Annotated in this window: 17 protein-coding genes and 1 riboswitch; of the genes, 6 read left to right on the top strand and 11 right to left on the bottom strand. The window is 63.2% G+C overall.

Features of this window, described 5'->3' with window-relative positions; genetic code table 11:
- Window positions 1-882 carry an HpcH/HpaI aldolase/citrate lyase family protein gene (locus tag JG739_RS16540; protein ID WP_202362531.1) on the bottom strand — a complete coding sequence of 294 codons (882 nt, stop codon included), beginning with the start codon at window positions 880-882 and terminating at the stop codon, window positions 1-3.
- A gap of 3 nt (window positions 883-885) precedes the next feature.
- Entirely contained in the window at window positions 886-1,338 is a 453-nt protein-coding gene (locus JG739_RS16545; RefSeq protein WP_123150788.1) for a MaoC family dehydratase, read from the bottom strand.
- A gap of 249 nt (window positions 1,339-1,587) precedes the next feature.
- Here JG739_RS16545 and JG739_RS16550 point away from each other — a divergent pair, with 249 nt between their 5' ends.
- A complete protein-coding gene (locus JG739_RS16550) occupies window positions 1,588-2,709 on the top strand; it encodes a DUF2336 domain-containing protein (RefSeq protein WP_202362532.1) in 1,122 nt (373 codons plus the stop codon).
- Between the two features lie 500 nt (window positions 2,710-3,209).
- Here JG739_RS16550 and parE read toward each other — a convergent pair whose 3' ends face one another.
- Window positions 3,210-5,261 carry a DNA topoisomerase IV subunit B gene (gene parE, locus JG739_RS16555; RefSeq protein WP_202362533.1) on the bottom strand — a complete coding sequence of 684 codons (2,052 nt, stop codon included), beginning with the start codon at window positions 5,259-5,261 and terminating at the stop codon, window positions 3,210-3,212.
- Window positions 5,262-5,528: 267 nt separating this feature from the next.
- Between parE and JG739_RS16560 the strand changes: the two genes are divergently transcribed.
- Complete coding sequence (locus JG739_RS16560; protein ID WP_202362534.1) at window positions 5,529-6,698, top strand: GGDEF domain-containing protein; 1,170 nt, start codon at window positions 5,529-5,531, stop codon at window positions 6,696-6,698.
- A gap of 133 nt (window positions 6,699-6,831) precedes the next feature.
- Here the strand turns inward: JG739_RS16560 and gcvP are convergent, their stop codons facing one another.
- The 7 genes from gcvP to JG739_RS16595 form a co-directional block, all read right to left on the bottom strand.
- Window positions 6,832-9,642, bottom strand: a complete 2,811-nt coding sequence (gene gcvP, locus JG739_RS16565) for an aminomethyl-transferring glycine dehydrogenase (RefSeq protein WP_202362535.1) — start codon at window positions 9,640-9,642, stop codon at window positions 6,832-6,834.
- 18 nt (window positions 9,643-9,660) lie between these two features.
- Window positions 9,661-10,029 carry a glycine cleavage system protein GcvH gene (gene gcvH / locus JG739_RS16570; RefSeq protein ID WP_202362536.1) on the bottom strand — a complete coding sequence of 123 codons (369 nt, stop codon included), beginning with the start codon at window positions 10,027-10,029 and terminating at the stop codon, window positions 9,661-9,663.
- 5 nt (window positions 10,030-10,034) lie between these two features.
- A complete protein-coding gene (gene gcvT / locus JG739_RS16575; protein ID WP_202362537.1) occupies window positions 10,035-11,150 on the bottom strand; it encodes a glycine cleavage system aminomethyltransferase GcvT in 1,116 nt (371 codons plus the stop codon).
- 152 nt (window positions 11,151-11,302) lie between these two features.
- A riboswitch (glycine riboswitch) is annotated at window positions 11,303-11,390 on the bottom strand.
- A gap of 160 nt (window positions 11,391-11,550) precedes the next feature.
- Complete coding sequence (locus JG739_RS16580) at window positions 11,551-12,339, bottom strand: molybdopterin-binding protein (protein WP_202362538.1); 789 nt, start codon at window positions 12,337-12,339, stop codon at window positions 11,551-11,553.
- A 1-nt stretch (window position 12,340) separates the two neighbouring features.
- The gene (locus JG739_RS16585) at window positions 12,341-13,222 is read right to left on the bottom strand and encodes a cytochrome b/b6 domain-containing protein (RefSeq protein WP_202362539.1); all 882 of its coding nucleotides are present in this window, start codon (window positions 13,220-13,222) and stop codon (window positions 12,341-12,343) included.
- A gap of 114 nt (window positions 13,223-13,336) precedes the next feature.
- The gene (locus JG739_RS16590; RefSeq protein ID WP_202362540.1) at window positions 13,337-14,020 is read right to left on the bottom strand and encodes a DUF1345 domain-containing protein; all 684 of its coding nucleotides are present in this window, start codon (window positions 14,018-14,020) and stop codon (window positions 13,337-13,339) included.
- Between the two features lie 149 nt (window positions 14,021-14,169).
- Window positions 14,170-14,637 carry a YaiI/YqxD family protein gene (locus JG739_RS16595; RefSeq protein ID WP_202362541.1) on the bottom strand — a complete coding sequence of 156 codons (468 nt, stop codon included), beginning with the start codon at window positions 14,635-14,637 and terminating at the stop codon, window positions 14,170-14,172.
- A gap of 200 nt (window positions 14,638-14,837) precedes the next feature.
- Here JG739_RS16595 and JG739_RS16600 point away from each other — a divergent pair, with 200 nt between their 5' ends.
- Window positions 14,838-16,052, top strand: coding sequence for an integrase core domain-containing protein (locus JG739_RS16600; protein ID WP_202362542.1), 1,215 nt, complete (start codon window positions 14,838-14,840; stop codon window positions 16,050-16,052).
- Between the two features lie 215 nt (window positions 16,053-16,267).
- Here JG739_RS16600 and JG739_RS16605 read toward each other — a convergent pair whose 3' ends face one another.
- Window positions 16,268-17,395, bottom strand: coding sequence for an S-(hydroxymethyl)glutathione dehydrogenase/class III alcohol dehydrogenase (locus JG739_RS16605; protein WP_202362543.1), 1,128 nt, complete (start codon window positions 17,393-17,395; stop codon window positions 16,268-16,270).
- A gap of 201 nt (window positions 17,396-17,596) precedes the next feature.
- Here JG739_RS16605 and JG739_RS16610 point away from each other — a divergent pair, with 201 nt between their 5' ends.
- The 3 genes from JG739_RS16610 (at window position 17,597) to JG739_RS16620 (ending at window position 24,631) form a co-directional block, all read left to right on the top strand.
- A complete protein-coding gene (locus JG739_RS16610) occupies window positions 17,597-19,609 on the top strand; it encodes an acetyl-CoA carboxylase biotin carboxylase subunit (protein WP_202362544.1) in 2,013 nt (670 codons plus the stop codon).
- Between the two features lie 379 nt (window positions 19,610-19,988).
- The gene (gene dnaE, locus JG739_RS16615; protein WP_202362545.1) at window positions 19,989-23,516 is read left to right on the top strand and encodes a DNA polymerase III subunit alpha; all 3,528 of its coding nucleotides are present in this window, start codon (window positions 19,989-19,991) and stop codon (window positions 23,514-23,516) included.
- A 104-nt stretch (window positions 23,517-23,620) separates the two neighbouring features.
- Window positions 23,621-24,631 carry a methyltransferase gene (locus tag JG739_RS16620; protein WP_202362546.1) on the top strand — a complete coding sequence of 337 codons (1,011 nt, stop codon included), beginning with the start codon at window positions 23,621-23,623 and terminating at the stop codon, window positions 24,629-24,631.
- Window positions 24,632-24,652: the final 21 nt, after the last annotated feature.

Here is a 24,652-nt window from a genome sequence, read left to right on the forward strand (position 1 = left end):
TTAGGCCGGAATCCCTGCCGCTCTGGCTCGCGCCAGAAGTCGCTCTGCCAGCGTGAGATGCGGCCGGTCGTACATCTTGCCATCGATGCCGACGACGCCGGGATTTCCAGCCGCCTCGAATGCCTCGACGATCACCAGGGCGTGTTTCACCGCCTCGGCCGACGGCGTGAAGGCGGCGTTGATGGCCGGCACTTGCGCCGGATGGATCGCCATCTTGCCGGTGAAGCCGTCGCGCTCTGCCTCGGCGCATTCCGCCGCGAAGCCGGCCATGTCGCGAAAGTGCGGAAAAACCGTGTCGATCGCCGCGACTTCCGCAGCACCCGCGGCGAGGATGGCCATGGTGCGGGCGAAGCGGAACACATCGGTGTAGCGGCCGTTCTCGTCGCGGGCCGTGCGCGCACCGATTGCTGCCGATAGATCTTCCGCACCCCAGGTCACGCCGACAAGCCGCGCACTTGCGTTGGCGTAGGTCGCAGCCGCCAGCACGCCGGCAGCTGTTTCGGTGATGATCGGCAGGATTTTTATCGCACCATCCGGCAGCCCGCTTTCGGCCTCGTGCACCCTGAGCTTGGCCGAGAGATGCTGGACATCCTGGCCGCTGTTCGACTTCGGCAGCATGATGCCGTGGGGTTTCACCGGCACGAGTGCCGCCAGGTCGTCATCGGTCAGGCCGGCCGAGAGATCATTGATGCGGACATAGATTGCGGATCTGGTTTGTTGCCTGTGTTCGGTGATGAAGCGTGCGGCGATGTCGCGTGCCAAAGCCTTGTTTTGTGGCGCAACCGAATCCTCGAGATCGACGATGACCACGTCGGCGTCGGCGCCAAACGCCTTTTCCAGCTTCTTTTCGGAATCGCCGGGAACGAACAGCAGCGAGCGCATCGGTCAGGCCGCCTTCTTCATCATCATCGCCTGCCTCGTGCATTTGGCAACGAGCACGTCATTCTGATTATAGGCGCGGTGCTCGAATTCGACGATACCGCGGTCCGGCTTCGACCTGGAGTCGCGCACCGACACCACCGTCGTCTCGACGCGGATCGTGTCGCCGTGGAAGACCGGATGCGGAAACACCGTCTCCTTCATGCCGAGATTGGCGATTGTGGTGCCGACGGTGATGTCGTTCACCGAAATGCCGATCATCAGGCCCAGCGTGAACAGCGAATTGACCAGCGGCTTGCCCCATTCACTTTTGGCGGCGAAGTCGAAATCGATGTGCAGCGGCTGCGGGTTCAGCGTCATTACCGAAAACAGCATGTTGTCGCTTTCAGTGACGGTTTTCCGCAGCGTGTGCCGGAAGACATGGCCGACGACGAACTCTTCCAGATAAAGCCCAGCCATGATCGATGTCCTCCGCTGCCGCATCGGCCCGAAAATCGGAATCGATTTTTCGGAAAGCACGATGCGAAGATTCAAAGTGTTAGAGCGTACTTTCCGAAAGGGACCATGTCGCCCTAAGGAAAGGTTGATAGGCGCTGCATACCGCGCTCGCAAGCCAGTTAACAAACATGGTGAACCGTTCGTAAACCATTTCTGCCTACGGTCGTCACGGGGCGGGAACGGACTCGGGCTAGGGGCGCAGCGGACGGCATGGTTGTTTCGCATTTCCTGAAATGGATCTACACGGCGAGGGTTTCGGAGCGCGCCGCTGCGGCAGGCGCTCTGGCTCGCGCCTACATCAATGCCGATCTGCCTTTCGAGGATCGCTGCGCGGCGGAGGCCGCGCTGACGCTGCTGCTCGACGATGCCTCGTCGAAAGTGCGGCTGGCGATTGCAGAAGCGCTGTCGATGAGCCATCACGCGCCGCTGCAGATCATCAGCGCGCTGGCGTCCGATCAACCGGAAGTTGCAAGCCTGGTGCTGGCACGTTCGCCGATGCTCACCGATGCCGATCTGATCGACCGCGTTGCCGGTGGCCAAAAGGCGACGCAGAAACTGATCGCGGATCGTGCGCGTGTCTCCATGGCGGTCGCAGCGGCGATCGCCGAAATCGGCGAGCCGGAAGCCTGCGCCACGCTTCTCGCCAACAGCGGCGCCAACATCGCTTCGCTCAGCTTCCGCCGTATCGCCGAACGCCATGGCCATCTGCCTTCGGTGCGCGAAGCGCTGATTTCCGATGCGCGCCTGCCGGCCGACTGCCGGCATATGCTGCTGATAAAACTTGGTGAAACGCTTAAAGGCTCGCCGCTGGTGGTGGCACTGATGGGCCGTGCCAGAACCGAGCGCGTCATGCGCGACGCCTGCGTCAAAGCTTCCATGACGCTGATCGAAGGCACGCGCCAGGAAGAACATGCGGCGCTCATCGAGCATCTGCGCCTGCGCGGCGACCTGACCGCAAGCTTCATCATTCGCACCATCGCGCATGGCAAGGTCGACTTCTTCGGCTCGGCGCTGGTTGCGCTCAGCCAGCAATCCGAACAACGAGTGAGGGCGTTGCTGGCCGGCGGGCATGACGTGGCGCTGCAGGCGCTGTTCCGCAGCGCCGGCCTTGCCGCGGTCACGCACGCCATCATCCTGCGAGCGCTAAAGATCTGGCGCGAGGTCGCCAACGGCAAGCGCCTCGCCGGCGTCCAGGAAGTCAGCTGGCTAATGTTGAAGGAATTGGGCGGGCAGTCGGCCGAAGGCGATCTCGCCGGATTGGTCAAATCGATCCACCTCGATGCGCTGCGCGAAAACGCGCGTGGCCACGCGCTGGCAATCGCGGCTGCCTAGTGTCGGCGACCAGAGTTTGCAACCGTGGCGGTAATAGCGCGGTCTTGTCTTCTTCTCTTGTGGGCCCGAAGGGCGGGCGAGGCCCGTGACTCGCCCTGGGCGGTGGATCGGCGCGCAGCGCCGAGACGGAAGGGGGGTGTTGGACGGAGTGCGGTTTTTGCCAAGCTGGAACACCCTCATCCGACCGAGCTTCGCTCGGCCACCTTCTCCCACAAGACAAGGGGAGAAGGGGAGCCAAATCGCTTCTATCGGGCGATGAGAGTTGAAACCGTGGCGGTAATAGCGCGGTTTTGCCTTCTCCCCTTGTGGGAGAAGGTGGATCGGCGCGCAGCGCCGAGACGGAAGAGGGGTGTTGGACGGAGTGCGTTTTTACCAAGCTGGAGCACCCCTCATCCGACCGAGCTTCGCTCGGCCACCTTCTCCCACAGGGGGAGAAGGGGGAGCCAATTTCGAAAGTCAGCGAGGTGGATGACGATGGTGCTGGGCGGAGCAGAAGACGCTCAAATATCCAGCACTTCGGTCTCGGCGAACTCCGCACGTTCCTGGATGAAGCGGAAGCGGGCTTCCGGCTTGGTGCCCATCAGCGCGTCGACCGCATCCTTGGTCGCCGCCTCGGCGTCGATCACATCGACCCTAAGCAGCGTGCGCTTTCTCGGGTCCATGGTGGTTTCCTTGAGCTGGGCGGCCATCATTTCGCCCAACCCCTTGAAGCGGCCGATTTCGACCTTGCCGCGGCCTGTGAACTCGGTGCGCAGAAGCTCGTCCTTGTGCACATCGTCGCGGGCATAGGCGACTTTGCCGCCTTGGCGGATTGAGTAGAGCGGCGGCACCGCCAGATAGAGATGGCCGCCGCGGACCAGGCTCGGCATCTCCTGATAGAAGAAGGTGATCAGCAAAGAAGCGATATGGGCGCCGTCGACGTCGGCGTCGGTCATGATGATGACCCGGTCGTAGCGCAGATCCTGATCGCGGTATTTTGACCGAGTGCCACAGCCAAGCGCCTGGATCAGGTCGGAAATCTGCTGGTTGCCAGCCAGCTTGTCGTTGCCGGCGCTGGCGACGTTGAGGATCTTGCCGCGCAGCGGCAGCACTGCCTGGCTGGCGCGGTCACGTGCCTGTTTTGCCGAGCCGCCGGCCGAATCGCCCTCGACGATGAAGAGCTCGGCACCGGCCGCGGCATTCTGCGTGCAGTCGGCGAGCTTGCCGGGCAGGCGCAGCTTGCGCACCGCGCTCTTGCGCGAGACTTCCTTTTCCTGGCGGCGGCGCACCCGCTCGTCAGCACGCGCGATCACCCATTCGAGCAGCTTCGAAGCTTCCTGCGGGTTGTCGGCCAGCCAGTGATCGAAGGGGTCGCGGATCGCGGCCTCGACGATCCTGATCGCCTCGATCGTCGCCAGCCTGTCCTTGGTCTGGCCGACGAATTCCGGCTCGCGGATGAACACCGACAGCATGCCCGCCGCCGAGATCATGACGTCTTCCGAGGTGACGATCGAAGCGCGCTTGTTGCCGACCAGCTCGGCATAGGCGCGCAGGCCGCGGGTCAAGACGTTGCGGAAGCCGGCCTCATGGGTGCCGCCTTCGCCGGTCGGGATGGTGTTGCAGTAGGAATTGAGAAATCCGTCGCCGCCGAACCAGGTCACCGCCCATTCGAGCGAGCCGTGGCCGCCTTGCCTGTCGCTTTTGCCGGCAAAGATTTCGCGGGTGACCTGGAATTCGTCGCCGAGCGAGGCTTTCAGATAATCCTTGAGGCCACCGGGAAAATGGAACTCGGCCTTGGCCGGCGTCGTGTCCTTCTCCTTGATCAGCGAGGGATCGCAGGTCCAGCGGATCTCGACGCCGCCGAACAGATAGGCCTTCGAGCGGGTCATGCGGTAGAGCCGCGCCGGCTCGAAAGCGGCACCCTTGCCGAAGATCTGTTCGTCGGGATGGAAGCGGATCCTGGTGCCGCGGCGGTTATGCACCTCGCCGAGCTGCTCCAGGCCGGTCACCGGAACGCCGCGCGAAAAGCGCTGGCGATAGAGCTGGCGGCCCCGCGCGACCTCGACCTCGAGATGGTCCGACAGCGCGTTGACGACGGAGACGCCGACGCCGTGCAGGCCGCCCGAGGTTTCGTAGACCTTGCTGTCGAACTTGCCGCCCGAATGCAGCGTCGTCATGATGACTTCGAGCGCCGGCTTCTTGAATTTCGGATGCGGATCGACTGGAATGCCGCGGCCATTGTCGGTCACCGCCAGATATCCGTCGGCCGAAAGCTCGACATCGATGAAGGTCGCGTGGCCGGCGACCGCCTCGTCCATCGAATTGTCGATGACCTCGGCGAACAAATGGTGCATCGCCTTGTCGTCGGTGCCGCCGATATACATGCCGGGCCGCCGCCGCACCGGCTCCAGTCCTTCCAGAACCTCGATGTCGGCGGCACTGTAGCTCTCGCTGCCGTCGCGGGATGCCGGCCGCTTCGCCGCCTGCACCAGCGGGTCGGCCGGGCGCACGGTGGCGCGAACCGGTTGCGGCTGCTTGTCAAGATTGCCGAAAAGATCGTTGCTGTCGTTCATGCTGATCCTGGATTGCGATGCTGCGAATCACCACCCGATACTGCCACGCTTTTTGCGGGCAGGCGACGGAGGTTCCCGTTACGTTCGAGGATAGAGCCTCTTACTGCAAAACCATTCGACAACCAAGCGGCGGAAATGCGTCGAGGGCATCGACGTTTTGTAAACCTTGTCCGAAGGTTACGCCGGAAGGTTGGCCGAAAAAGGGTATTCGCGGATTGCTGCTGACCTAGGATGCGGCAGAACCCGTGAAGAGGCTGTCGCTTAGGCATGTTGGATTACAGTTCGCTCCTGCTTGCGGCAGCGCTGTCGGGCACGTGCCTCAGCATCACCATGTTTGCGATCTGGTTCACCGCGCCACAGGCACGCTTTGTGCTGTCTGTGGCGTGCGGCATTCTCGTGCTCGTCGCGCATGTGGTCCTGTTCTGGCATTATGCCAGGCATCCCAGCCCCTGGCTTTGCCAGATCCTGCTTGCGCTTCTCAGCCTGGGCTTCCTGACCCTCTGCCTGTCGGCCATGCAGTATCTCGGCGTCCGCGACTACAGGCGCGCCATCTTGCCGACCCTGGCTGCGATGGCGGTTTGCGCAGGCGCGACCTCGCTGGGCCTTGATGGCGTCGGCTTCATCGTCACCTACGCGACGGTAACGGCGCTGCTCTCGCTTATCGGGGTGATGTTCTGGATCAAAGGTGGCCATGATCGCCGGATATTGCTGGTCGTTTCGTTCCTGAGCGGCGTCTGTGCGCTGTCCTTCGGACTTTGCGGCACGGTCCTGCTGGTCAAGGGCCAATGGGTGCTCGGCGTTGCGCCCGACAACTGGGCCGAACGGTTGAATTCCGCCGTGGCGGTCGCCTGCATGACGGGACTCGGCGCATTGACGCTCTCCCTGCATCATTTGCAGGCGCAGATCGAACTGAAGGCCGAGACTATGACCGACCCCTTGACCGGGCTGATGAACCGGCGGGCGTTGACGGCATTCTACGGTGAGCGGGTTTTCGGCCCGTTCATGTCCGTCGCCATGTTCGACCTCGATCATTTCAAAAAAACGAACGATGTATTCGGTCATCCGGTCGGCGATCAGGTTCTGCGCCGCTTCGCCGCTGTCATCAGGAAATATGCCAGGACCGGAGTCGACGCCTTCCGGCTGGGCGGCGAGGAATTCGTCCTCGTCATGTCGCGGATGACTGAAGAGAAGGCTTACGACATTGCGAGCAAGATCAGCGTCGCCTTCGGCACGGAAGTCGTCGCCACCCAGCTTGGTCCGTTGCGCAGCACAGTCAGTGGCGGCATCGGCTTTGGCGGGACGGATGGCACCAGTCTCGACAATGTGCTGGCCGAAGCCGACGCTGCACTCTATGCGGCAAAGCGCGCCGGGCGAAATCGCGTCGTCGCCCAGAACAAGGCGAGCAAGGCCGACGCGCCGGCCTTGCGTTCGGCCTGATTGAGGCTTCTATCTTCTTGTTAGACCATGATCTTGTCCGAAAACCGGTTTCCACTTTTCGGGATCGTGGTCTATCTCCTTGTTAGACCATGATCTTGTCCGAAAACCGGATTCCACTTTTCGGGATCATGGTTTACTCCGCCGCCCCCAGATACTCCGACAGCGGCGGGCAGGAGCAGACGAGGTTGCGGTCGCCGGCGACATTGTCGATGCGCGACACCGGCGGCCAGTATTTGGCTGATGTGTCGGCATCGCCGGCGGGGTAGGCCGCCTCCAGGCGCGAATAGGGATGGGTCCACTGGCCGGCCAGCGCCTCGGCGGCGGTATGCGGCGCATTGACCAGCGGGTTGTCGGCCAGCGGCCATTCGCCCTTCGCCACCTTGGCTGCCTCGCCCGATATCGCGATCATCGCCTCGCAGAAGCGATCGAGCTCGTTCTTGGGCTCGGACTCAGTCGGCTCGACCATCAGCGTGCCGGCGACCGGAAACGACATGGTCGGCGCATGGAAACCATAGTCGATCAGCCGCTTGGCGATATCGTCGACGCTGATGCCGGCACTGTCCTTGAGCACGCGGGTGTCGAGGATGCATTCATGCGCGATGCGATCGTGCCTGCCCTTGTAGAGCAGCGGGAAGTGCGGTGCGAGCCGCGTCGCCACATAGTTGGCGGAAATGATCGCCGTCTCGGTCGCCTGCTTCAGGCCCGAGGCGCCCATCATGCGGATGTACATCCAGGTGATCGGCAGGATCGAAGCGCTGCCGAACGGTGCAGCCGACACCGCATGACCCGAGCCTTCGCTGACGTGGCCGGGCAGATACGGCTTTAGATGCGCCTTGACGCCGATCGGGCCGACGCCGGGACCGCCGCCGCCATGCGGGATGCAGAAGGTCTTGTGCAGGTTCATGTGGCAGACATCGGCGCCGATGTCGCCGGGGCGGGCAAGGCCGACCAGCGCGTTGAGATTGGCGCCGTCGAAATAGACCTGGCCGCCATGTTCATGGATGAGGGCGCAGAGGTGGCGCGCGCCTTCCTCGTACACGCCATGCGTCGAGGGATAGGTGAACATAAGCGCGGCGAGGTTCTTGGAATGCTCATTGGCCTTGGCACTCATATCGTCCAAATCGATATTGCCATCCTCGGTGCAGCGCACGACGACGACGCTCATGCCGGCCATCGCCGCACTCGCCGGATTGGTGCCATGCGCCGATGACGGGATCAGGCAGACGGTGCGGTTGCCTTCGCCACGTGAGCGGTGATAGGCGCGAATGGCGAGCAGCCCGGCATATTCGCCCTGGCTGCCGGCATTGGGCTGCAGGGTCACCGCGTCGAAGCCGGTGATCTCCGCCAGCCAGCCTTCCAGTTCGCCGACCATGGCGCGATAGCCGGCCGAATGGCTTGCCGGGGCGAATGGATGCAGATTGGCGACGCTTGGCCAGCTTACCGGCATCATCTCGGCGGCGGCGTTGAGCTTCATCGTGCAGGAGCCGAGCGGGATCATGGCGCGGTCGAGCGCCAGGTCCTTGTCGGCCAGCCGGCGCAGGAAGCGCATCATCTCGGTTTCCGAGTGGTTTTCGCGGAAGACAGGCTGCGTGAGAAACGCCTTGCCGCGCGGTTTTCCGGGCATGGTGCTGCCGACGGCTGTGCCCGGCTTGGCGCCGAATAGCGCCGCGATCGCCTCCAGATCCGCATCGGTCGAGGTCTCGTCGAAGCTGATGCCGATGTGGTCGGCGTCGATAACGCGCAGCAATCGGCCGGTCTTTTCGGCAGCGGCGCCAATCGCCCCGGCTCTGCCTTTCATTTCCACCGTCACCGTGTCGAAGCGGTTGGCGCCAAGCACCGAGATTCCTGCTGCCTTGAGACCGTCAGCCAGCCGGTTGGCCAATGCATGGATTCGGCCGGCAATCGCCTGCAGCCCGGCAGGGCCGTGCCAGATCGCATAGGCGGTCGCCATGTTGGCGAGCAGCGCCTGTGCGGTGCAGATGTTGGAGGTCGCCTTGTCGCGGCGGATATGCTGCTCACGCGTCTGTAGCGCGAGGCGATAGCCGGGCCGGCCCTTGCTGTCGGTCGACTGGCCGACAAGTCGGCCTGGCATCAGCCGTGTCAGCCTGTCGGAAACGGCGCAATAGGCGGCGTGCGGCCCGCCAAAGCCCATCGGCACGCCGAAGCGCTGCATCGGGCCGACGGCGATGTCGGCGCCAAGCGCAGCCGGCGCGTCGGTCAGCGTCAGGGCGAGCGGATCGGCAATGAAGACGACCAGCGCGCCGATGGCGCGGGCTTTCTCGATTGCCGCCCGGTGGTCGCCATAGATGCCAAACGTATCGGGCCAGGAGACCAGCAGAGCGGCTGTGTTGTCGTCGATCGTGTCGCCGTCGACCTCGATGCCGAGCGGCTCGGCGCGGGTGCGCACGACGTCAAGCGTCTGCGGATGCGGCGTGCCGGCCAGCGCCACTTTGGTCCGCTTGTCGCGGTGGTGGCGTAACGCGATGCCGACTGCTTCGGCCACCGCCGTCGCCTCATCGAGCAGCGAGGCCGACGCCACCGGCAGCCCAGTCAGTTCGGTGACCAAGGTCTGGAAATTGAACAGCATTTCGAGCCGGCCCTGGCTGATCTCGGCCTGGTAGGGCGTGTAAGCGGTATACCAGGCCGGGTTCTCGAACAGGTTGCGCTGGATGACCGGCGGCACGTGGACGCCGTGGTAGCCGGCGCCGATGAAGCTTTTCAAAACCGTATTTTTCGCCATTGTCGCTGACAGCTCGGCCAGCGCCTCCGCTTCGCTCGCCGGGGCCGGCAAAGCCAGCGGCCGGTCGAGCCGGATCGATTTCGGCACCGCCTGGCTGATCAGCGTCTCGACCGAGGGAACGCCGATCGTCGCCAGCATGGCTCTGACATCATTGAGGCCAGGGCCGATATGGCGGGCCGAGAAGGGGTAGGGTGCTCCGGTCATCTTCCTGGTCCTGCTCTTTCAACCAATATGGGCTTTGTAGGCGGCCTCATCCAGGAGACCTTCGAGTTGGCTTTCATCGGCCAGCTTCATCTTCCACAGCCAGCCGTCGCTGGTCGCCGCCGAATTGACCAGGGACGGATCGGACGAAAGCGCGGTGTTGGCCTCGGTGATCTCGCCGTCGACCGGTGCATAGACGTCCGACGCCGCCTTGACCGATTCGACCACGACGGCGGTATCGCCCTTGGCCAGCTTTTTCCCAGGCTCCGGCAATTCGACGAAGACGAGATCGCCGAGCTGCTCCTGCGCGTAGTCGGTGATTCCGACGGTGGCGACACCGCCTTCGACGCGGAGCCATTCGTGATCTTCGGTGAAATAGGTCTTTGCCATGAAGTTCATCCTTTGCGATAGCGATGCGGCGTGAAGGGCAGGGGATTGATATCGACCGGGATTTTGGTCCCGCGAACGTCGGCGAACAGTTTTGCGCCAGGTTTGGCCAGCGACGCCTGGACGTAGCCCATGGCGACCGGATGGCCGGCCGACGGGCCGAAGCCGCCGGAGGTGACGTGCCCGGCGGGATTGCCGTCGGCATCGAAAAGGGCTGCACCGGCGCGCACCGGCTGGCGGCCTTCCGGCTTCAGGCCGACGCGTTTCTGCGCCGGGCCGCGCTCCAGGATTGCACGCAATGCGTCAGCGCCGATGAAAGCGCCAGAGGCGCGAACCTCCTTCGGAATCGCCCACATCAGCCCGGCGCTGGCCGGGTCGATCTCAGGCGTGATGTCCAATCCGTGCAGGCACAGCCCTGCTTCGAGCCGCAGGCTGTCGCGGGCGGCCAGCCCAACCCACATCACGCGCTCGTCCTCGAGCAGTTTGGCGACGAGATTTCGCGCGTCCGCTTCCGGCAGGCCGATCTCGAAACCGTCTTCACCGGTATAGCCCGAGCGGCTCATGAACCAGTTTTCGCGCGGCTCGAAGCCGTGCATGAACAGCAGCGATCCGGTTTCGATGCCGGCGCGCGACAGGGCAGCCCAGGCTTCGGGACCCTGGATCGCCAGGAAGACGCGGTCGAGTGCTTCAATCTTGGCGTCAAAGTCCCCCTTGGCATCAGAGTCGGCAAGCTGGCGAAGGTGTTTTTCGTCGGCTTCGGCATTGCCGGCATTGGCGACGACCATGAAGCGTTGCCGGCCGAGCCTGGTGACGATCAGATCGTCGATGATGCCGGCCGCTTCATTGAGAAAGAACGTGTATTTGGACTGGGAAATCTCAAGCGCGCCGGCGTCGAACGGGCAGGCACGATTGAGCAGTGCCTCAGCGCCCGGGCCACTGATCTCGAACAGCTTCATGTGCGAGATGTCGAACAGGCCGGCATGTTCGCGGGTATGAAGGTGCTCCTTCATCACGCCGGCCGAATGGGTGAGCGGCATCGACCAGCCGGCGAAGGCGCCAAAGCGCGCACCGGCGGCCAAGTGCAAGTCTTCGAGGGGAAGGTGTTTGGTGTCGTCGCCCGTCATGTCGTCTCCAGAGTCGCACGCAATCGGCCGCGAGTGGCGGCCAGTCCGTGCCCCTCTGTCTGAAGCCTGAGAGACTCGCGCCCCGTAACTCTGTCGGCAGCGCTTACACCTTCGGCGCGGGGCGAATAAAACCCCGACTTTCCAGAGTGCCTTTCCCGTCTACGGTTCTTTTTGCCTGAGAGATTTCGGGCGATTTCCCCTTCGGCGGCAGCTCTCGCTGCTCTCTCCCGCAAACAGGTAGGACTCGTTTCGAGCCCTCGACTCGTCATCCATAGCCTGTCGGCGACACCTTGTCACCTGTCAGCGACAAGTCTTCGCGATAGCTACTGAGCGGCTATTTTCTTTTGAGCATGATTTTTCCGAAAACCGGCTTCCACTTTTCGGGGATCATGCTCTGCGATCAGATGCCGCCGTACCAGTCGTAGCCATTGTCCTCCCAGTAGCCGCCCCTGCCGCCGCCGATGGCGGCGAAACTGTCGACCAGTTCGATCTTGCGGAGATACTTTGGCATCTTGTAGCCGATCTGGCGCTCGACGCGGACGCGCAGCGGCGCGCCGTTCTCGACCGGCAGCGGCTTGCCGTTCAGGCCATAGGCAAGGATCGTCTGCGGGTGACGGGCATCGATCAGGTCGATCGAGCCGTAATATTTGATGTCGCCGGACAGGCTGCGGTCGATCGTGTCGAGGCAATGGAACATGACGTAGCGCGCCTGCGGCTTGACCACCGCCTGATCCAGCACCAGCGACAGCGGCGTGCCGGTCCATTTGGCGATGCAACTCCAGCCTTCGACGCAGTCATGGCGGGTGATCTGGGTGCGGCTTGGCATGTTCATCAATTGCTCACGGGTCAGCGACAGCGGCTTTTCGACGAGGCCGGAGACCTCGAGGCGCCAGTCGGCGAAATTGTTGGCGAGTAGGCCCTTGTAGACATCGTCGTCCGGCGCGGTGACGCCGTTCGGCCGCTGCGGCTGGCGAATGTCGGCTTCGGTGAATTCCGGCGCCAGCGAATCGCCGGCAAGCAGGCGTTGCGCGCGCCAGGTCAGGCCGTTGGCGCCTTCAAGGAAACTGCGCAGGCCGTCGCCGACGCGAAGCTGGCTGTCGAAGGCATCGCAACCCGACAGCATGATGCCGGAGACGCCGAGGCTGGCCGAGGTCAGGAATTTTCTGCGGCTGATCACAAACTTCGCCATCTCACGCACTCCTCTGCGGCGTCTTGCCGCCATGCACCGGCGGATCGGTCCGGTACCAGCCGGTGATGATGGAACGCAGCTCGTTGATCGGGCCGGCAGCGATGATCATCAGCATATGGATGATGAAGAAGGCGACGAGCAGCAGCATCACGATGAAATGGATTGTCCGCGCCGTCTGCCGGCCGCCAAGCAGGTCGTTGAGGAACGGCAGCGCCGCGTTCATGCTCGGCGACATGGCAAGGCCGGTGATGATCATCAGCGGCAGCAGCACGAACATCACGCCGCCATAGGCCATCTTCTGCAGCGTGTTGTATTCGCGCGTGTGGTGGAACTTGAATTTGGCATGATCGACGATGTCTCGCGGCAAGCGCCTGAGATCGTCGATGCGCGGGACAAGATCGCGGCGCAGATGGCCGTTGACCAGGCTGGCGACCAGCCACACGACCAGTGTCGTGGTCAGTATCCAGGCGAAGAAGAAATGGACAACGCGGGCGGTGCCGAGGTCATAATAGGAGGGGATCGTCGCCCAGGACGGGAAGGCGCGGGACGTCTCCCGACCCGCCGGCCCCGACCAGCCGAGCACACCGGTTGTGTCGAAGCGCTTGCCGAAGATTTCGGTGTAGCCGCGCGGGCCGTTTGCGGTGTTCTCGGCGCCGATGGCGAAGATGGTGTTGTTATAGGCGAATCCCGATTCCTTGCCGATATAGAGCTGTGGGCGGGCGTTGAAGATCTGCAGGCCGGAAAGCAGCATGAAGAACAGCGAGATGGCCCAAAGCCAGTGCGTCAGCCGCGTCCAGCGCGACTGCCGGTAGATCAGCGTTGCATCCTTCGGCGCGGCAGTATCTGGCCCTACAGTGGATTGGCTCCTGGCAACCGATTGCATTTTTTCGCGTCCTTCCGGCCGCTTAGTCGGCCTTTCCGATCGTTCTCCTCCCAATACGTTGCCGGCCAAAGCGATGTTTCATCCGATCACGGAATTATTACAGACTGCCCGGTGCTACCGGCTCCCGAGACTGACGGCGAGGTTGACCGCGGCGGCGACGATCACTGTATTGAAAAAGAACGACAGGATCGAATGCAAAAGCACGATGTGACGCATTTGCGTGGTCGAGACCGCGGTATCGGAGGTCTGTGAGGTCATGCCGACGGTGGTCGAGAAGTAGAGGAAATCCCAGCCGTCCGGCCGTTCCTTACCGGCAAATACGAGGCCGCCGACCGGCTTTTTCTGTTTCGCTTTGCTGCCGGTGTCGGTCTCTTCATCATTGACCCAGTAAACATGCGCGTAGTGCAGCGCCGTCATGGCGTGGATGGTGAACCAGCCTAGCGGGATCGACAGCAGCGCAAAGGTGAGTTCGACAGGGTGCGCGCTGCCCTCGCGATTGATCAATTGGAACAGCGAGATGATTGCAACGGCGACGACAATCAGCGTCACCGCAAAGATGACCAGAACCGGCTGGTCGGTGGCGCGGGCATTCTTGCTCAGATAGCGGCCGGTGAGCAGCGGCATCTGGGCGACGACGATGACGGTGTAGGCGGCGAAAAACGCATTGGCGCCGATCGAAAAGGCGAGCGGAGTGCGAAAGACCAACGCGATCGCCAGGGCCACGACACCGACGCAGGCCGACACCGCGAACTGCATGTGGCGGTGCAGTGGTTTCTTCAGGGGCAGATCGGTCGTCATGGCCCGGCCTCTGATGGCGGTCCATCTTCTCTACCGCCGCGTGTCCTTCGGACGCGCAAATCGTCATCATAGCATTTTTTAATTGTGCGCATGATCCCGAAAAATCGATTCCGATTTTGCTGCGCTGACCTGCGGTTCGGGATCAGGCGCTAATCCGGTTCGGCGGATTTCAGCGCACGCCGCAGGATGCGGTCGAGCTCGCCGAGAAACCGCGAGCGGTCCTGCGGCGCGAAACTGGCGTTGTAGCCCTTGCTTTCGCCAGTCTCGCGCAGATGCTGCTTGAGGTCGCGCATCGCCACCGCCATGCCGATCGTCTCCGGCGTGAACGGGCGTCCGGTCGGCCCAAGCACATGAGCGCCGAGCGCCACCGTGCGGGCGGCAAGCGGGATGTCTGATGTCACGACGATGTCGTTGGGCTTGGCATTGTCGACGATCCAGTCGTCCGCCGCGTCGGCGCCCTTGGATACGACGACGTTGCGGATCATCGGATCGCGCGACGGGCGCAGGCCGCCATTGGAGACAAAGGTGACGGCGACGCCATGGCGCTCGGCGACTTTTTCGACCTCGACTTTTACCGGGCAGGCATCGGCATCGACGTAAATGGCGGGTGCGGGCATGGTTCGTTCCAAGCGTATGAAAGCCAACCCATGTTGGAATGACTAATGTCGATGTCGGCGCCGCCCCTCATCCGCCTGCCGGCACCTTCTCCCCGTATAGTGACGGGGAGAAGGGAATCTTGTCCGAACCGGATAGATAGGTAACAGAGTAGACCGATTGCATAGGTGACAGTTTTCTTGTCCGCCGGGAGGTACCGGCGATGGTTTGGCGAGAGACTGACATCATGGACGAGCGGTTGAGGTTTATAGTGGATTGCCTTTCGGGAGAGGAGACGATGACGGCTGTTTGCGAGCGGTACGGGATATCGCGCAAGATCGGCTACAAGTGGCTTGGTCGTTACCGGGAGTTCGGCCCGGAAGGTTTGCATGATCTGCCGCGAGCGCCGCTCAATCACGGCCGCGCGACCGCTGCCGATCTGGTTGAGCGGATCGTTGCGCTGAAGGAGGCGCATCCGGCATGGGGGCCCAAGAAGATCATCGGGCGGCTCAAGCGTGAGGCGCCGTCGCACCCGTGGCCGGCGATCTCGACGGCCGGCGAGATTCTGAAGCGCCACGGCCTTGTCGGCCGGCGGCGGGGGCGCTGGAGAGCTGTGGGCAACGGCCCCTGGCCAGATGCGCAAAGGCCGAATGCGGTGTGGACGGGCGACCACAAGGGCTGGTTCCGGACCCGTGACGGGTGGCGCTGCGAACCGTTGACAGTGCTGGATGCGTGGAGCCGCTACCTGTTGGCGCTCGAAGCGACGGGTTCGACGGCAGATGAGGAGGCCTGGCCGGTGTTCGAACGGCTGTTTGAGGAGCATGGTCTGCCGGATCGGTTCAGAAGCGACAATGGTTCACCCTTCGCGTCGGCCGGCGTCACCGGGCTGACGCCGCTTGCGGTGCGCTTCATCAAGCTCGGCATCGCGCTGGAGCGGATCGCGCCCGGCAAGCCTCAGCAGAACGGCTGCCACGAGCGCTTTCACCTGACCATGTTGCCGCTGGCCAAGGCGCCTGAGATCGACAGACAGGCGCAGAGCCAGGCTTTCGACGCCTTCCGTCGCGAGTACAATGAGGAGCGTCCGCATGAGGCGCTCGGCATGGACACGCCGGCCGAATACTACCGCGGTAGCGAGCGGCAAATGCCGGCCAACGTGCCCGAGCCCGACTATCCGGCCGAGGCCGCAGTCAGGCGCGTGCGCAACAATGGCGCGATCAAGTGGCAGGGCGGCGAGATCTATGTCTCGGCCTCGCTTGCCGGCGAGCCGGTCGCCGTCGAAGAAACCGAAACCGGCGAATGGGCCTTACGCTTCTACGCCCACCCGCTCGGCCACATCGATCTCAAGCGAATGCGCCTGGTCCGCCGCAGCGCCTTGCAACCCCGACCAGCCGGCGCTGCGGCGGACACCACTGCGCAGGAGAAGGGGGGAAAACTGTAACCTATGTATCCGGTTCAAACTGTTACCTATCTATCGGCTGGACAATCTGGCTGCAATCTCCGCTCACTTTCTGCAACGCTGGAGATTGGCGAAATCCTTTGCGAAGGCGTCTTTCTCCCCGTCACTATACGGGGAGAAATGCCTGGCAGGGCAATGAGGGGCAGCGCAAACCTAAATCGATTGCTATGCTTCTTCGCGGTCCACGTCGCGATTTCTCAGTAAACCACCACGCTCCTGATGCTCTTGCCCTCATGCATCAGGTCAAAACCCTTGTTGATGTCCTGCAGCTTCAGCGTGTGGGTGATCATAGGGTCGATCTCGATCTTGCCGTCCATGTACCAGTCGACGATCTTCGGCACGTCGGTGCGGCCGCGCGCGCCGCCGAAGGCGGTGCCCATCCAGGTGCGTCCGGTGACGAGCTGGAACGGGCGCGTTGAGATCTCCTGGCCGGCGCCGGCAACGCCGATGACCACCGACTTGCCCCAGCCGCGGTGCGATGCCTCAAGCGCCTGCCGCATCACCTTGGTGCTGCCGGTGCAGTCGAACGTATAGTCGGCGCCGCCGATCTGGTCGGCGCCGCGCTTGGTCATGTTGACGAGATAGGGCACGATGTCGCCGTCGATCTCCTTCGGATTGACGAAATGCGTCATGCCGAACTTCTCGCCCCATTCCTTCTTGTCGTTGTTCAGGTCGACGCCGATGATCATGTCGGCGCCGACAAGGCGCAGCCCCTGGATGACGTTGAGGCCGATGCCGCCGAGGCCGAAGACGGCGGCCGTGGCACCGATCTCGACCTTGGCCGTGTTGATCACCGCGCCGATGCCGGTGGTGACGCCGCAGCCAATGTAGCAGATCTTGTCGAAGGGCGCGTCGGGGTTGACCTTGGCGAGCGCGATCTCGGGCAGCACGGTGAAGTTGGAGAAGGTCGAGCAGCCCATGTAGTGGAGGATCTTGTCCTTGCCGATCGAGAAGCGCGACGAGCCGTCCGGCATCAGCCCTTGCCCCTGCGTGGCGCGGATTGCGGTGCACAGATTGGTTTTTCTGGACAGGCAGGACGGGCATTGCCGGCATTCCGGCGTGTAGAGCGGGATGACGTGGTCACCCTTCTTGACCGAGGTGACACCCTTGCCGACGTCGACGACGATTCCCGCGCCCTCATGGCCGAGGATCGCCGGAAAGATGCCTTCGGGATCGGCGCCTGACAGCGTGAATTCGTCGGTGTGGCAGATGCCGGTCGCCTTGATCTCGACCAGCACCTCGCCCGCGCGCGGGCCGTCGAGGTCGACCTCCAGGATCTCCAGCGGCTTTCCGGCGGCGACAGCGACAGCGGCGCGGGTTTTCATCGGGGATCTCCTCTCAGGGCAAATCTGCAATCGGGGCGGAGCATTAGCGTATCTGCAGGTTCTGGACTATGGGACGAATTGACAGTTCGTTGCCGGGTTTGGCCGGCGCCGGACGACTTGCGCCCGGGGATATGCGCCAACTTGCCTTGACCGGCCGGGCGAAGCCCATAAAAGAAAGGCAGCCGAGGGAACGCAACCCGCATGTTCACAAAAATCCTGGTCGCCAATCGTGGCGAGATCGCCTGCCGCGTCATCAAGACGGCGCGCAAGATGGGCATTGCCACCGTGGCGGTCTATTCGGATGCCGATCGCGACGCCGTACATGTCGAAATGGCCGACGAGGCTGTCCATATCGGGCCTTCGCCGGCCGCTGAGAGCTATCTGGTGCCGGCGAGGATCATCGCTGCCTGCAAGGCGACAGGTGCTGAAGCCGTGCATCCAGGCTACGGGTTTTTGTCCGAACGCGCATCCTTCTGTGAGGCGCTGGAGAAAGACGGCATCGTCTTCATCGGCCCCAAACCCAGAGCGATCAGGGCGATGGGCGACAAGATCGAGTCGAAGAAATTCGCCAATGCAGCCAAGGTCAGCACGGTGCCCGGCTGGCTCGGCGTCATCGAGAATGCTGTCCATGCGGAAAAGATCGCCGGCGAGATCGGCTATCCCGTGATGATCAAGGCCTCGGCCGGCGGCGGCGGCAAGGGCATGCGCATCGCCTGGAGCAAGGCCGAGGTGCGCGACGGGTTCGACCGGGCGCGGTCGGAGGCCAAAAGCTCGTTCGGCGACGACCGCGTCTTCATCGAGAAGTTCGTGGTCGATCCGCGCCACATCGAGATCCAGGTGCTGGCCGACGCGCACGGCAACGCGCTTTATCTCGGCGAGCGCGAATGCTCGATCCAGCGCCGCAACCAGAAGATTGTCGAAGAGGCGCCTTCGCCCTTCCTCGACGCCAAGACCCGGAAAGCCATGGGCGAGCAGTCAGTGGCGCTGGCCAGGGCGGTCGACTATCAGAGCGCCGGCACGGTTGAATTCATCGTCGACAGCGAAAAGAACTTCTATTTCCTTGAAATGAATACGCGATTGCAGGTCGAGCACCCGGTGACAGAGCTTGTCACCGGCATCGACCTGGTCGAGCAGATGATCCGCATAGCGGCCGGCGAAAAGCTCGCCATCCAGCAAAGCGACGTCAGGCTGAACGGCTGGGCGGTGGAAAGCCGGCTCTACGCCGAGGACCCGTATCGCAATTTCCTGCCGTCGATCGGCCGGCTGACGAGATACCGGCCGCCGCAAGAGGGACAGTCCGGCGACATCGTCATCCGCAACGATACCGGGGTTACCGAGGGTTCGGAAATCTCGATGTTCTACGATCCGATGGTCGCCAAGCTGTGCACCTGGGCGCCGACGCGGCTCGCGGCAATAGACGCCATGTCCGAAGCGCTCGACAGTTTTGTCGTCGACGGCATCGAGCACAACATGCCGTTCCTGGCGGCGCTGATGCAGCATCCGCGCTGGCGGGAAGGGCGGATATCGACCGCCTTCATATCAGAGGAATATCCGGACGGCTTCGCGCCGATCGTGCCTGATAGCGAGGAAAAGGCCGTGCTCGCAGCCATCGCAACCGCGGTCGAACTGCTGCGCCGCGACCGGCTCGACCGGCTCGGCGGGCGGCTGGCGCCGCATTCGGGTGTGCTGAAACGCGATTGGGTGGTCAAGATCGGCAAGGATTACCTTTCGGCTTCGGTTATCGAAGGCATGATCTCCATTCCGATGGAACTCGGGCTGTCGATCGACGGCGGCACGGCGCTGACGGTGGCGTCCGACTGGCGGCCGGGCGATCTCGTCTGGCGCGGAACGGTCGGCGAGCGAAGAATTGCCGCGCAGGTCAGGCCGGTGCCGAACGGGCTTCGCATCGCCTGGAAAGGCATGTCGGTGAGCGCACGCGCCATGCTGCCGCGCATCGCCGAACTCGAAAGGCTGATGCCGGAAAAAGTGGCGCCCGACACCTCCAAGATGCTGCTCTGCCCGATGCCCGGCCTTGTCGTGTCGATCGCCGTTGCCGAAGGGCAGGAGGTCAAGGCCGGCGAGACGCTGGCAGTGGTCGAGGCGATGAAGATGGAAAATGTGCTGCGCGCCGAACGCGATCTCACCGTGTCGAAACTCAAGGCAAAACCGGGCGACAGTCTCGCCGTCGACGCGGTGATCATGGAATTTGCGTGAGGCTGAAACGCGCCTTGGCACTCTTCCAAGGTTGGCGGGACAGCGCCCCCCTCTGTCCTGCCGGACATCTCCCCCTCCAGGGGGGAGATCGGCAGCTTCGAGGACAGCACCCCTTCTGCATCCGACGAGATTGGCGAAAGCCGAGATGATAGCCAATCTCCCCACTAGAGGGGGAGATGTCCGGCAGGACAGAGGGGGGCGCGAAGGAATGCGACCTGACAATAGGTTGGCACGAGTTCGGGTGGGGCAGGAATTCGCATTTTCTGTCGCACAGCGCGTTTGTTCTTGCTTTGTGCCTCACTGCCGCTGGACTCGCATCGTCCGGTGCCGGACAATACATCTTCATCGACTGAGTCCTTTCAAACGGCGCTAAAAAACCATGGCGAATGATACACTTCCCCGCGATCCGTTGCGGCGCGAGGCCTTTGTGAAGGCGTCGCGGCCGGAAGCGCCGGCGCGGCCGTTCATTCATCTGCGTGTGCATTCGGCCTATTCGCTGCTCGAGGGCGCTTTGCAGCTCGGCACGGTCGTCGGTCATGCGGTGAGGGATGACGCCCCGGCCATCGCCGTCACCGACACCAATAATCTGTTCGGCGCGCTCGAATTTGCGCAAAAGGCGGTGAAGGAGGGTATCCAGCCGATCATCGGCTGCCAGACCGCTCTCGCTTTTTCCGGTGAAGCCAGCGACAGCCAGCGCGACCGCAGGCGACAAGGCCCGGAAATGCGGCCCGTGGTTTTGATCGCGGCGACCGAGGCCGGCTACAGCAATCTGGTCAGGCTGGTCAGCCGGGTCTATTTGGAGACGCCGCCCGGCGAGGCCGTGCATCTGACGACCGAGATGCTGCAAGGCTATTGCGACGGCCTGATCTGTCTCAGCGGCGGGCCGCGCGGCCCGATCGGCAACGCGCTGAAAGAGGACCGCCGCGACCTCGCCGAGACACGGCTTCTGGCGCTCAAGGCGTTGTTCGGCGACCGGCTCTATGTCGAGCTGGAACGGGTTTCTGGCTATGACCGGGTCATCGAGAAATCGTCAGTCGATCTCGCCTATACCAACGACTTGCCGCTGGTTGCCACCAATGAGGCGTTTTTCTCCTCGCGCGACGACTATGAGGCGCATGACGCGCTGATCGCCATCGCCGAAGGGTCGGTCGTCGCCGTCGACAATCGCCGGCGGCTGTCTTCAGACAATTTTCTGAGAAGCCAGGCCGACATGGCGAGGCTGTTCGCCGATCTGCCGGAAGCGATCGACAACACCGTCGAAATCGCGCTGCGCTGCTCCTACTATCCCAAGACCCGCAACCCGATCCTGCCGCGCTTTGCCGGCGGCGATGTCGCCGACGCCGACGCGGCGGTGAAGGCGGAGGCGCAGGAGCTTGTCAGACAGGCGCATGAAGGACTGGAGGCGCGGCTCGCCGCGCACGGCCTGGCCCCTGGCTATACGGTCGAGCAATACCGCCAACGGCTGGAATTCGAGCTCGGCATTATCGAGAAGATGAAATTCCCCGGCTATTTCCTGATCGTCGCCGATTTCATCAAATGGGCGAAGGCGCAAGGCATTCCGGTCGGGCCGGGGCGCGGCTCGGGCGCCGGCTCGCTGGTCGCCTATTCGACGACCATCACCGACATCGATCCGCTACGTTTCTCGCTGCTGTTCGAGCGCTTCCTCAATCCCGACCGCGTGTCGATGCCCGACTTCGACATCGATTTCTGCCAGGACCGGCGCGAGGAGGTTATCCGCTACGTCCAGCAGAAATACGGACGCGACCAGGTCGGCCAGATCATCACCTTCGGCACGCTGCAGGCCCGCGCGGTGCTGCGCGATGTCGGCCGCGTGCTGCAGATGCCCTATGGCCAGGTCGACAAGCTCAGCAAAATGGTGCCGTCTAACCCGGCCAATCCGGTCAAGCTCGCCGATGCCATCGCCAACGAGCCGCGTTTTGCCGAAGAGGCGGAGCGCGAGCCGATCGTGCAGACGCTGCTCGACATGGCGCAGAAGCTGGAAGGGCTCTACCGCCACGCCTCGACGCACGCCGCCGGCATCGTCATCGGCGACCGGCCGCTTTGGGAACTGGTGCCGATGTACCGCGATCCGCGCTCCGACATGCCGGTCACCCAGTTCAACATGAAGTATGTCGAGCAGGCCGGGCTGGTGAAGTTCGACTTCCTCGGCCTGAAGACGCTGACGGTGTTGGAAACCGCGGTCAAGCTGATCCGTCGCCGCGGTATCGAGATCGATCTCGCCCACATCCCGCTCGACGACCCCGATACCTACGCCATGCTGTCGCGCGGCGAGGTGGTCGGCGTGTTCCAGGTGGAAAGTGCCGGCATGCGCAAGGCGCTGATCGGCATGCGGCCCGACTGCATCGAGGACATCATCGCGCTGGTCGCGCTTTATCGGCCGGGCCCGATGGAGAACATCCCGACCTACAACGCCAGAAAGCATGGCGACGAAGAGATGGCGTCGATCCACCCGAAGATCGACCATCTGGTGAAGGAGACGCAAGGCGTTATCGTCTACCAGGAGCAGGTGATGCAGATCGCGCAGGAGCTTGCCGGCTATTCGCTGGGCGAAGCCGACCTGCTGCGCCGCGCCATGGGCAAGAAGATCCGCGCCGAGATGGACAAGCAGCGCGAGCGCTTCGTCTCGGGCGCGATCGAGCGCGGCGTTGGCAAGCCGCAAGCCGACTTCATCTTCGACCTGCTGGCAAAGTTCGCAGACTACGGTTTCAACAAGTCGCATGCCGCCGCCTATGCGGTCGTCTCCTACCAGACGGCTTATTTGAAAGCGCATTACCCGGTCGAATTCCTGGCCGCGTCGATGACGCTCGACATGGGCAACACCGACAAGCTCGCCGATTTCCGCCAGGATGCCCTGCGCCTCGGCATCGATGTCGTGGCGCCGTCGGTGATATCAAGCTTCCGCGCCTTCGAAGTCGGCGAGAACCGGATCTTCTACTCGCTGGCCGCGCTCAAGGGCGTCGGCGACGCGGCGGTCGAGCATATCGTCGCCATGCGCGGCGCAAAACCGTTCAAGAACCTCGCCGATTTCTGCGAAAGGGTCGACCCGAAGATCGTCGGCAAGCGGGTCTTCGAAAGCCTGATCATGGCCGGTGCGCTCGACTGCTTCGGCCACGACCGTGCCGCGATGATGGCGGGCGTCGAGCGGATGATGGGGCTGGCGTCGCTGGCGCAGCAGAATGCAATGTCGGGCCAGCACGACATTTTCGGCGCCTCGCTCGGCGCGCAGTCACAGGCGCTCAATCTGCCGGCGACCGACCCGTGGCTTGCCGCCGACCGCCTGCACCGTGAATTCCAGGTGGTCGGCTTCTATCTCTCGGCGCACCCGCTGGACGAATACAAGGCGGCGCTGCAGAAGATGCGGGTGCAGACCTGGGCCGAGTTCTCGGCCGCCGTCAAACGCGGCGCTGCCGCCGGGCGGCTTGCCGGCACCGTCACCACCAAGCAGGAGCGCAAGACGCGCACCGGCAACAAGATGGGCGTCGTGCAGTTCTCCGACACGTCAGGCCAGTATGAAGCAGTGCTGTTTTCCGAAGGCCTGGCGCAATATCGCGACCTGCTCGAGCCCGGCCGTTCGGTGGTGATCACAGTATCGGCCGAAGACAGGCCCGAAGGCGTCAATCTGCGCATCCAGACGGTGCAGTCGCTGGAGGACGAGGCAAGCCGCATCCAGAAGGCCTTGCGCATCTTTGTCAGGGACGACCGGCCGGCGTCGGCGATTCAATCGCAGCTTACCCAGCGCGGCGACAGTCAGGTGAGCATCATCGTCATCAAGGATGAGGCGCAGGGCGAGGTCGAGATCGAACTGCCCAGCCGTTACCGCGTCTCGCCACAGATCGCATCGGCCATGCGCGCTGTGCCGGGTGTGGTGGAAGTGGAGCTGGTGTGAGCTAACGACCGTATTCCGCCAGTTCGGTCGCATTGCCCGGTGACGATGCCGCTGGTATTGTGAGCTCGGCGGCCTAGGTCTTTTGGCGGCCGGGGGAGCGGGTCATGGATGAGCGGGATGCCGCTGCCGAACTCCAGAAAATGGTCAATGGCTTCCAGGTGTCTCAGGCGATATGCGTCGCCGCCACGTTGGGCATCGCAGACCATCTCAAGGACGGGAAACGCACCAGCGGCGAACTTGCCGCGTTGACCAACACCCATCCGCAGGCGCTTTACCGGCTGCTGCGCGCGCTTGCGTCGGTCGGCGTGTTCCATGAAGCGGAAGACCGGTCCTTCTCGCTGACCCCGGTTGGCAGTGCGTTGCGATCCGATGTTCAGCATTCGGTCGCGCCATGGGCGATACTGGCCGGGCGGCCCTATTTCCGTCAGGCATGGAGCGATCTGCTGCACAGTGTCAGCACAGGCGAAAACGCCTTTCGCCACGCTTATGGCAAGGGCGTTTGGGAATACCGGGCGGGGCATCCGGAAGAGTCCGTCATTTTCGACCGGGCGATGACGGCGATGTCGCGTGGCGTCGCCGCCGCGGTGCTCGCGGCCTATGACTTTCGGCGGTTCTCTGCCGTTATGGATGTCGGCGGCGGGCAGGGCGCGCTGCTTGCCGAAATCCTCCGCCGCAATCCCGGCCAGCGCGGCATTCTATTCGATCAGCCACAGGTCGTGGCGAAGGCCGGCCCGGTCTTTGACGCCGCGGGTGTGGCAGATCGCTGCGACATTGTCGCCGGCGATTTCTTCGTCTCGGTGCCCGAGGGCGCCGATGCGATTGTGCTTAAATGGATCCTGCATGACTGGGACGACGACACAAACATCCGGATCCTGAAAACCTGCCGCCGGGCGATTCGCCCAGAAGGCAAGCTGCTGGTGATCGAGAGCATTCTGGCGCCGTCCAATGAAGGCGCCGCCGCAAAATTCGGCGATCTGAACATGCTGGTCATGCCGGGCGGGCAGGAGCGCACGGCGGAAGAATTCAGGTTGCTGCTGGCGGCGTCGGATTTTCGGGTCGCGAGTATCGTTGAAGCCGGACCTCGCATCAGCATCATCGAGGCCGAACCGGTCTGATTGCGTTCCGGGGTCTGGAAC

This window comes from Mesorhizobium sp. L-2-11 (assembly GCF_016756595.1).
Taxonomy (GTDB): Bacteria; Pseudomonadota; Alphaproteobacteria; order Rhizobiales; family Rhizobiaceae; genus Mesorhizobium.

Excerpts from the sequence above, each read along its gene's own strand:
- JG739_RS16540 (WP_202362531.1), bottom strand. The coding sequence starts at position 882 with ATGCGCTCGCTGCTGTTCGTTCCCGGCGATTCCGAAAAGAAGCTGGAA.
- JG739_RS16545 (WP_123150788.1), bottom strand. The coding sequence starts at position 1,338 with ATGGCTGGGCTTTATCTGGAAGAGTTCGTCGTCGGCCATGTCTTCCGG.
- JG739_RS16550 (WP_202362532.1), top strand. The coding sequence starts at position 1,588 with ATGGTTGTTTCGCATTTCCTGAAATGGATCTACACGGCGAGGGTTTCG.
- parE (WP_202362533.1), bottom strand. The coding sequence starts at position 5,261 with ATGAACGACAGCAACGATCTTTTCGGCAATCTTGACAAGCAGCCGCAA.
- JG739_RS16560 (WP_202362534.1), top strand. The coding sequence starts at position 5,529 with ATGTTGGATTACAGTTCGCTCCTGCTTGCGGCAGCGCTGTCGGGCACG.
- gcvP (WP_202362535.1), bottom strand. The coding sequence starts at position 9,642 with ATGACCGGAGCACCCTACCCCTTCTCGGCCCGCCATATCGGCCCTGGC.
- gcvH (WP_202362536.1), bottom strand. The coding sequence starts at position 10,029 with ATGGCAAAGACCTATTTCACCGAAGATCACGAATGGCTCCGCGTCGAA.
- gcvT (WP_202362537.1), bottom strand. The coding sequence starts at position 11,150 with ATGACGGGCGACGACACCAAACACCTTCCCCTCGAAGACTTGCACTTG.
- JG739_RS16580 (WP_202362538.1), bottom strand. The coding sequence starts at position 12,339 with ATGGCGAAGTTTGTGATCAGCCGCAGAAAATTCCTGACCTCGGCCAGC.
- JG739_RS16585 (WP_202362539.1), bottom strand. The coding sequence starts at position 13,222 with ATGCAATCGGTTGCCAGGAGCCAATCCACTGTAGGGCCAGATACTGCC.
- JG739_RS16590 (WP_202362540.1), bottom strand. The coding sequence starts at position 14,020 with ATGACGACCGATCTGCCCCTGAAGAAACCACTGCACCGCCACATGCAG.
- JG739_RS16595 (WP_202362541.1), bottom strand. The coding sequence starts at position 14,637 with ATGCCCGCACCCGCCATTTACGTCGATGCCGATGCCTGCCCGGTAAAA.
- JG739_RS16600 (WP_202362542.1), top strand. The coding sequence starts at position 14,838 with ATGGTTTGGCGAGAGACTGACATCATGGACGAGCGGTTGAGGTTTATA.
- JG739_RS16605 (WP_202362543.1), bottom strand. The coding sequence starts at position 17,395 with ATGAAAACCCGCGCCGCTGTCGCTGTCGCCGCCGGAAAGCCGCTGGAG.
- JG739_RS16610 (WP_202362544.1), top strand. The coding sequence starts at position 17,597 with ATGTTCACAAAAATCCTGGTCGCCAATCGTGGCGAGATCGCCTGCCGC.
- dnaE (WP_202362545.1), top strand. The coding sequence starts at position 19,989 with ATGGCGAATGATACACTTCCCCGCGATCCGTTGCGGCGCGAGGCCTTT.
- JG739_RS16620 (WP_202362546.1), top strand. The coding sequence starts at position 23,621 with ATGGATGAGCGGGATGCCGCTGCCGAACTCCAGAAAATGGTCAATGGC.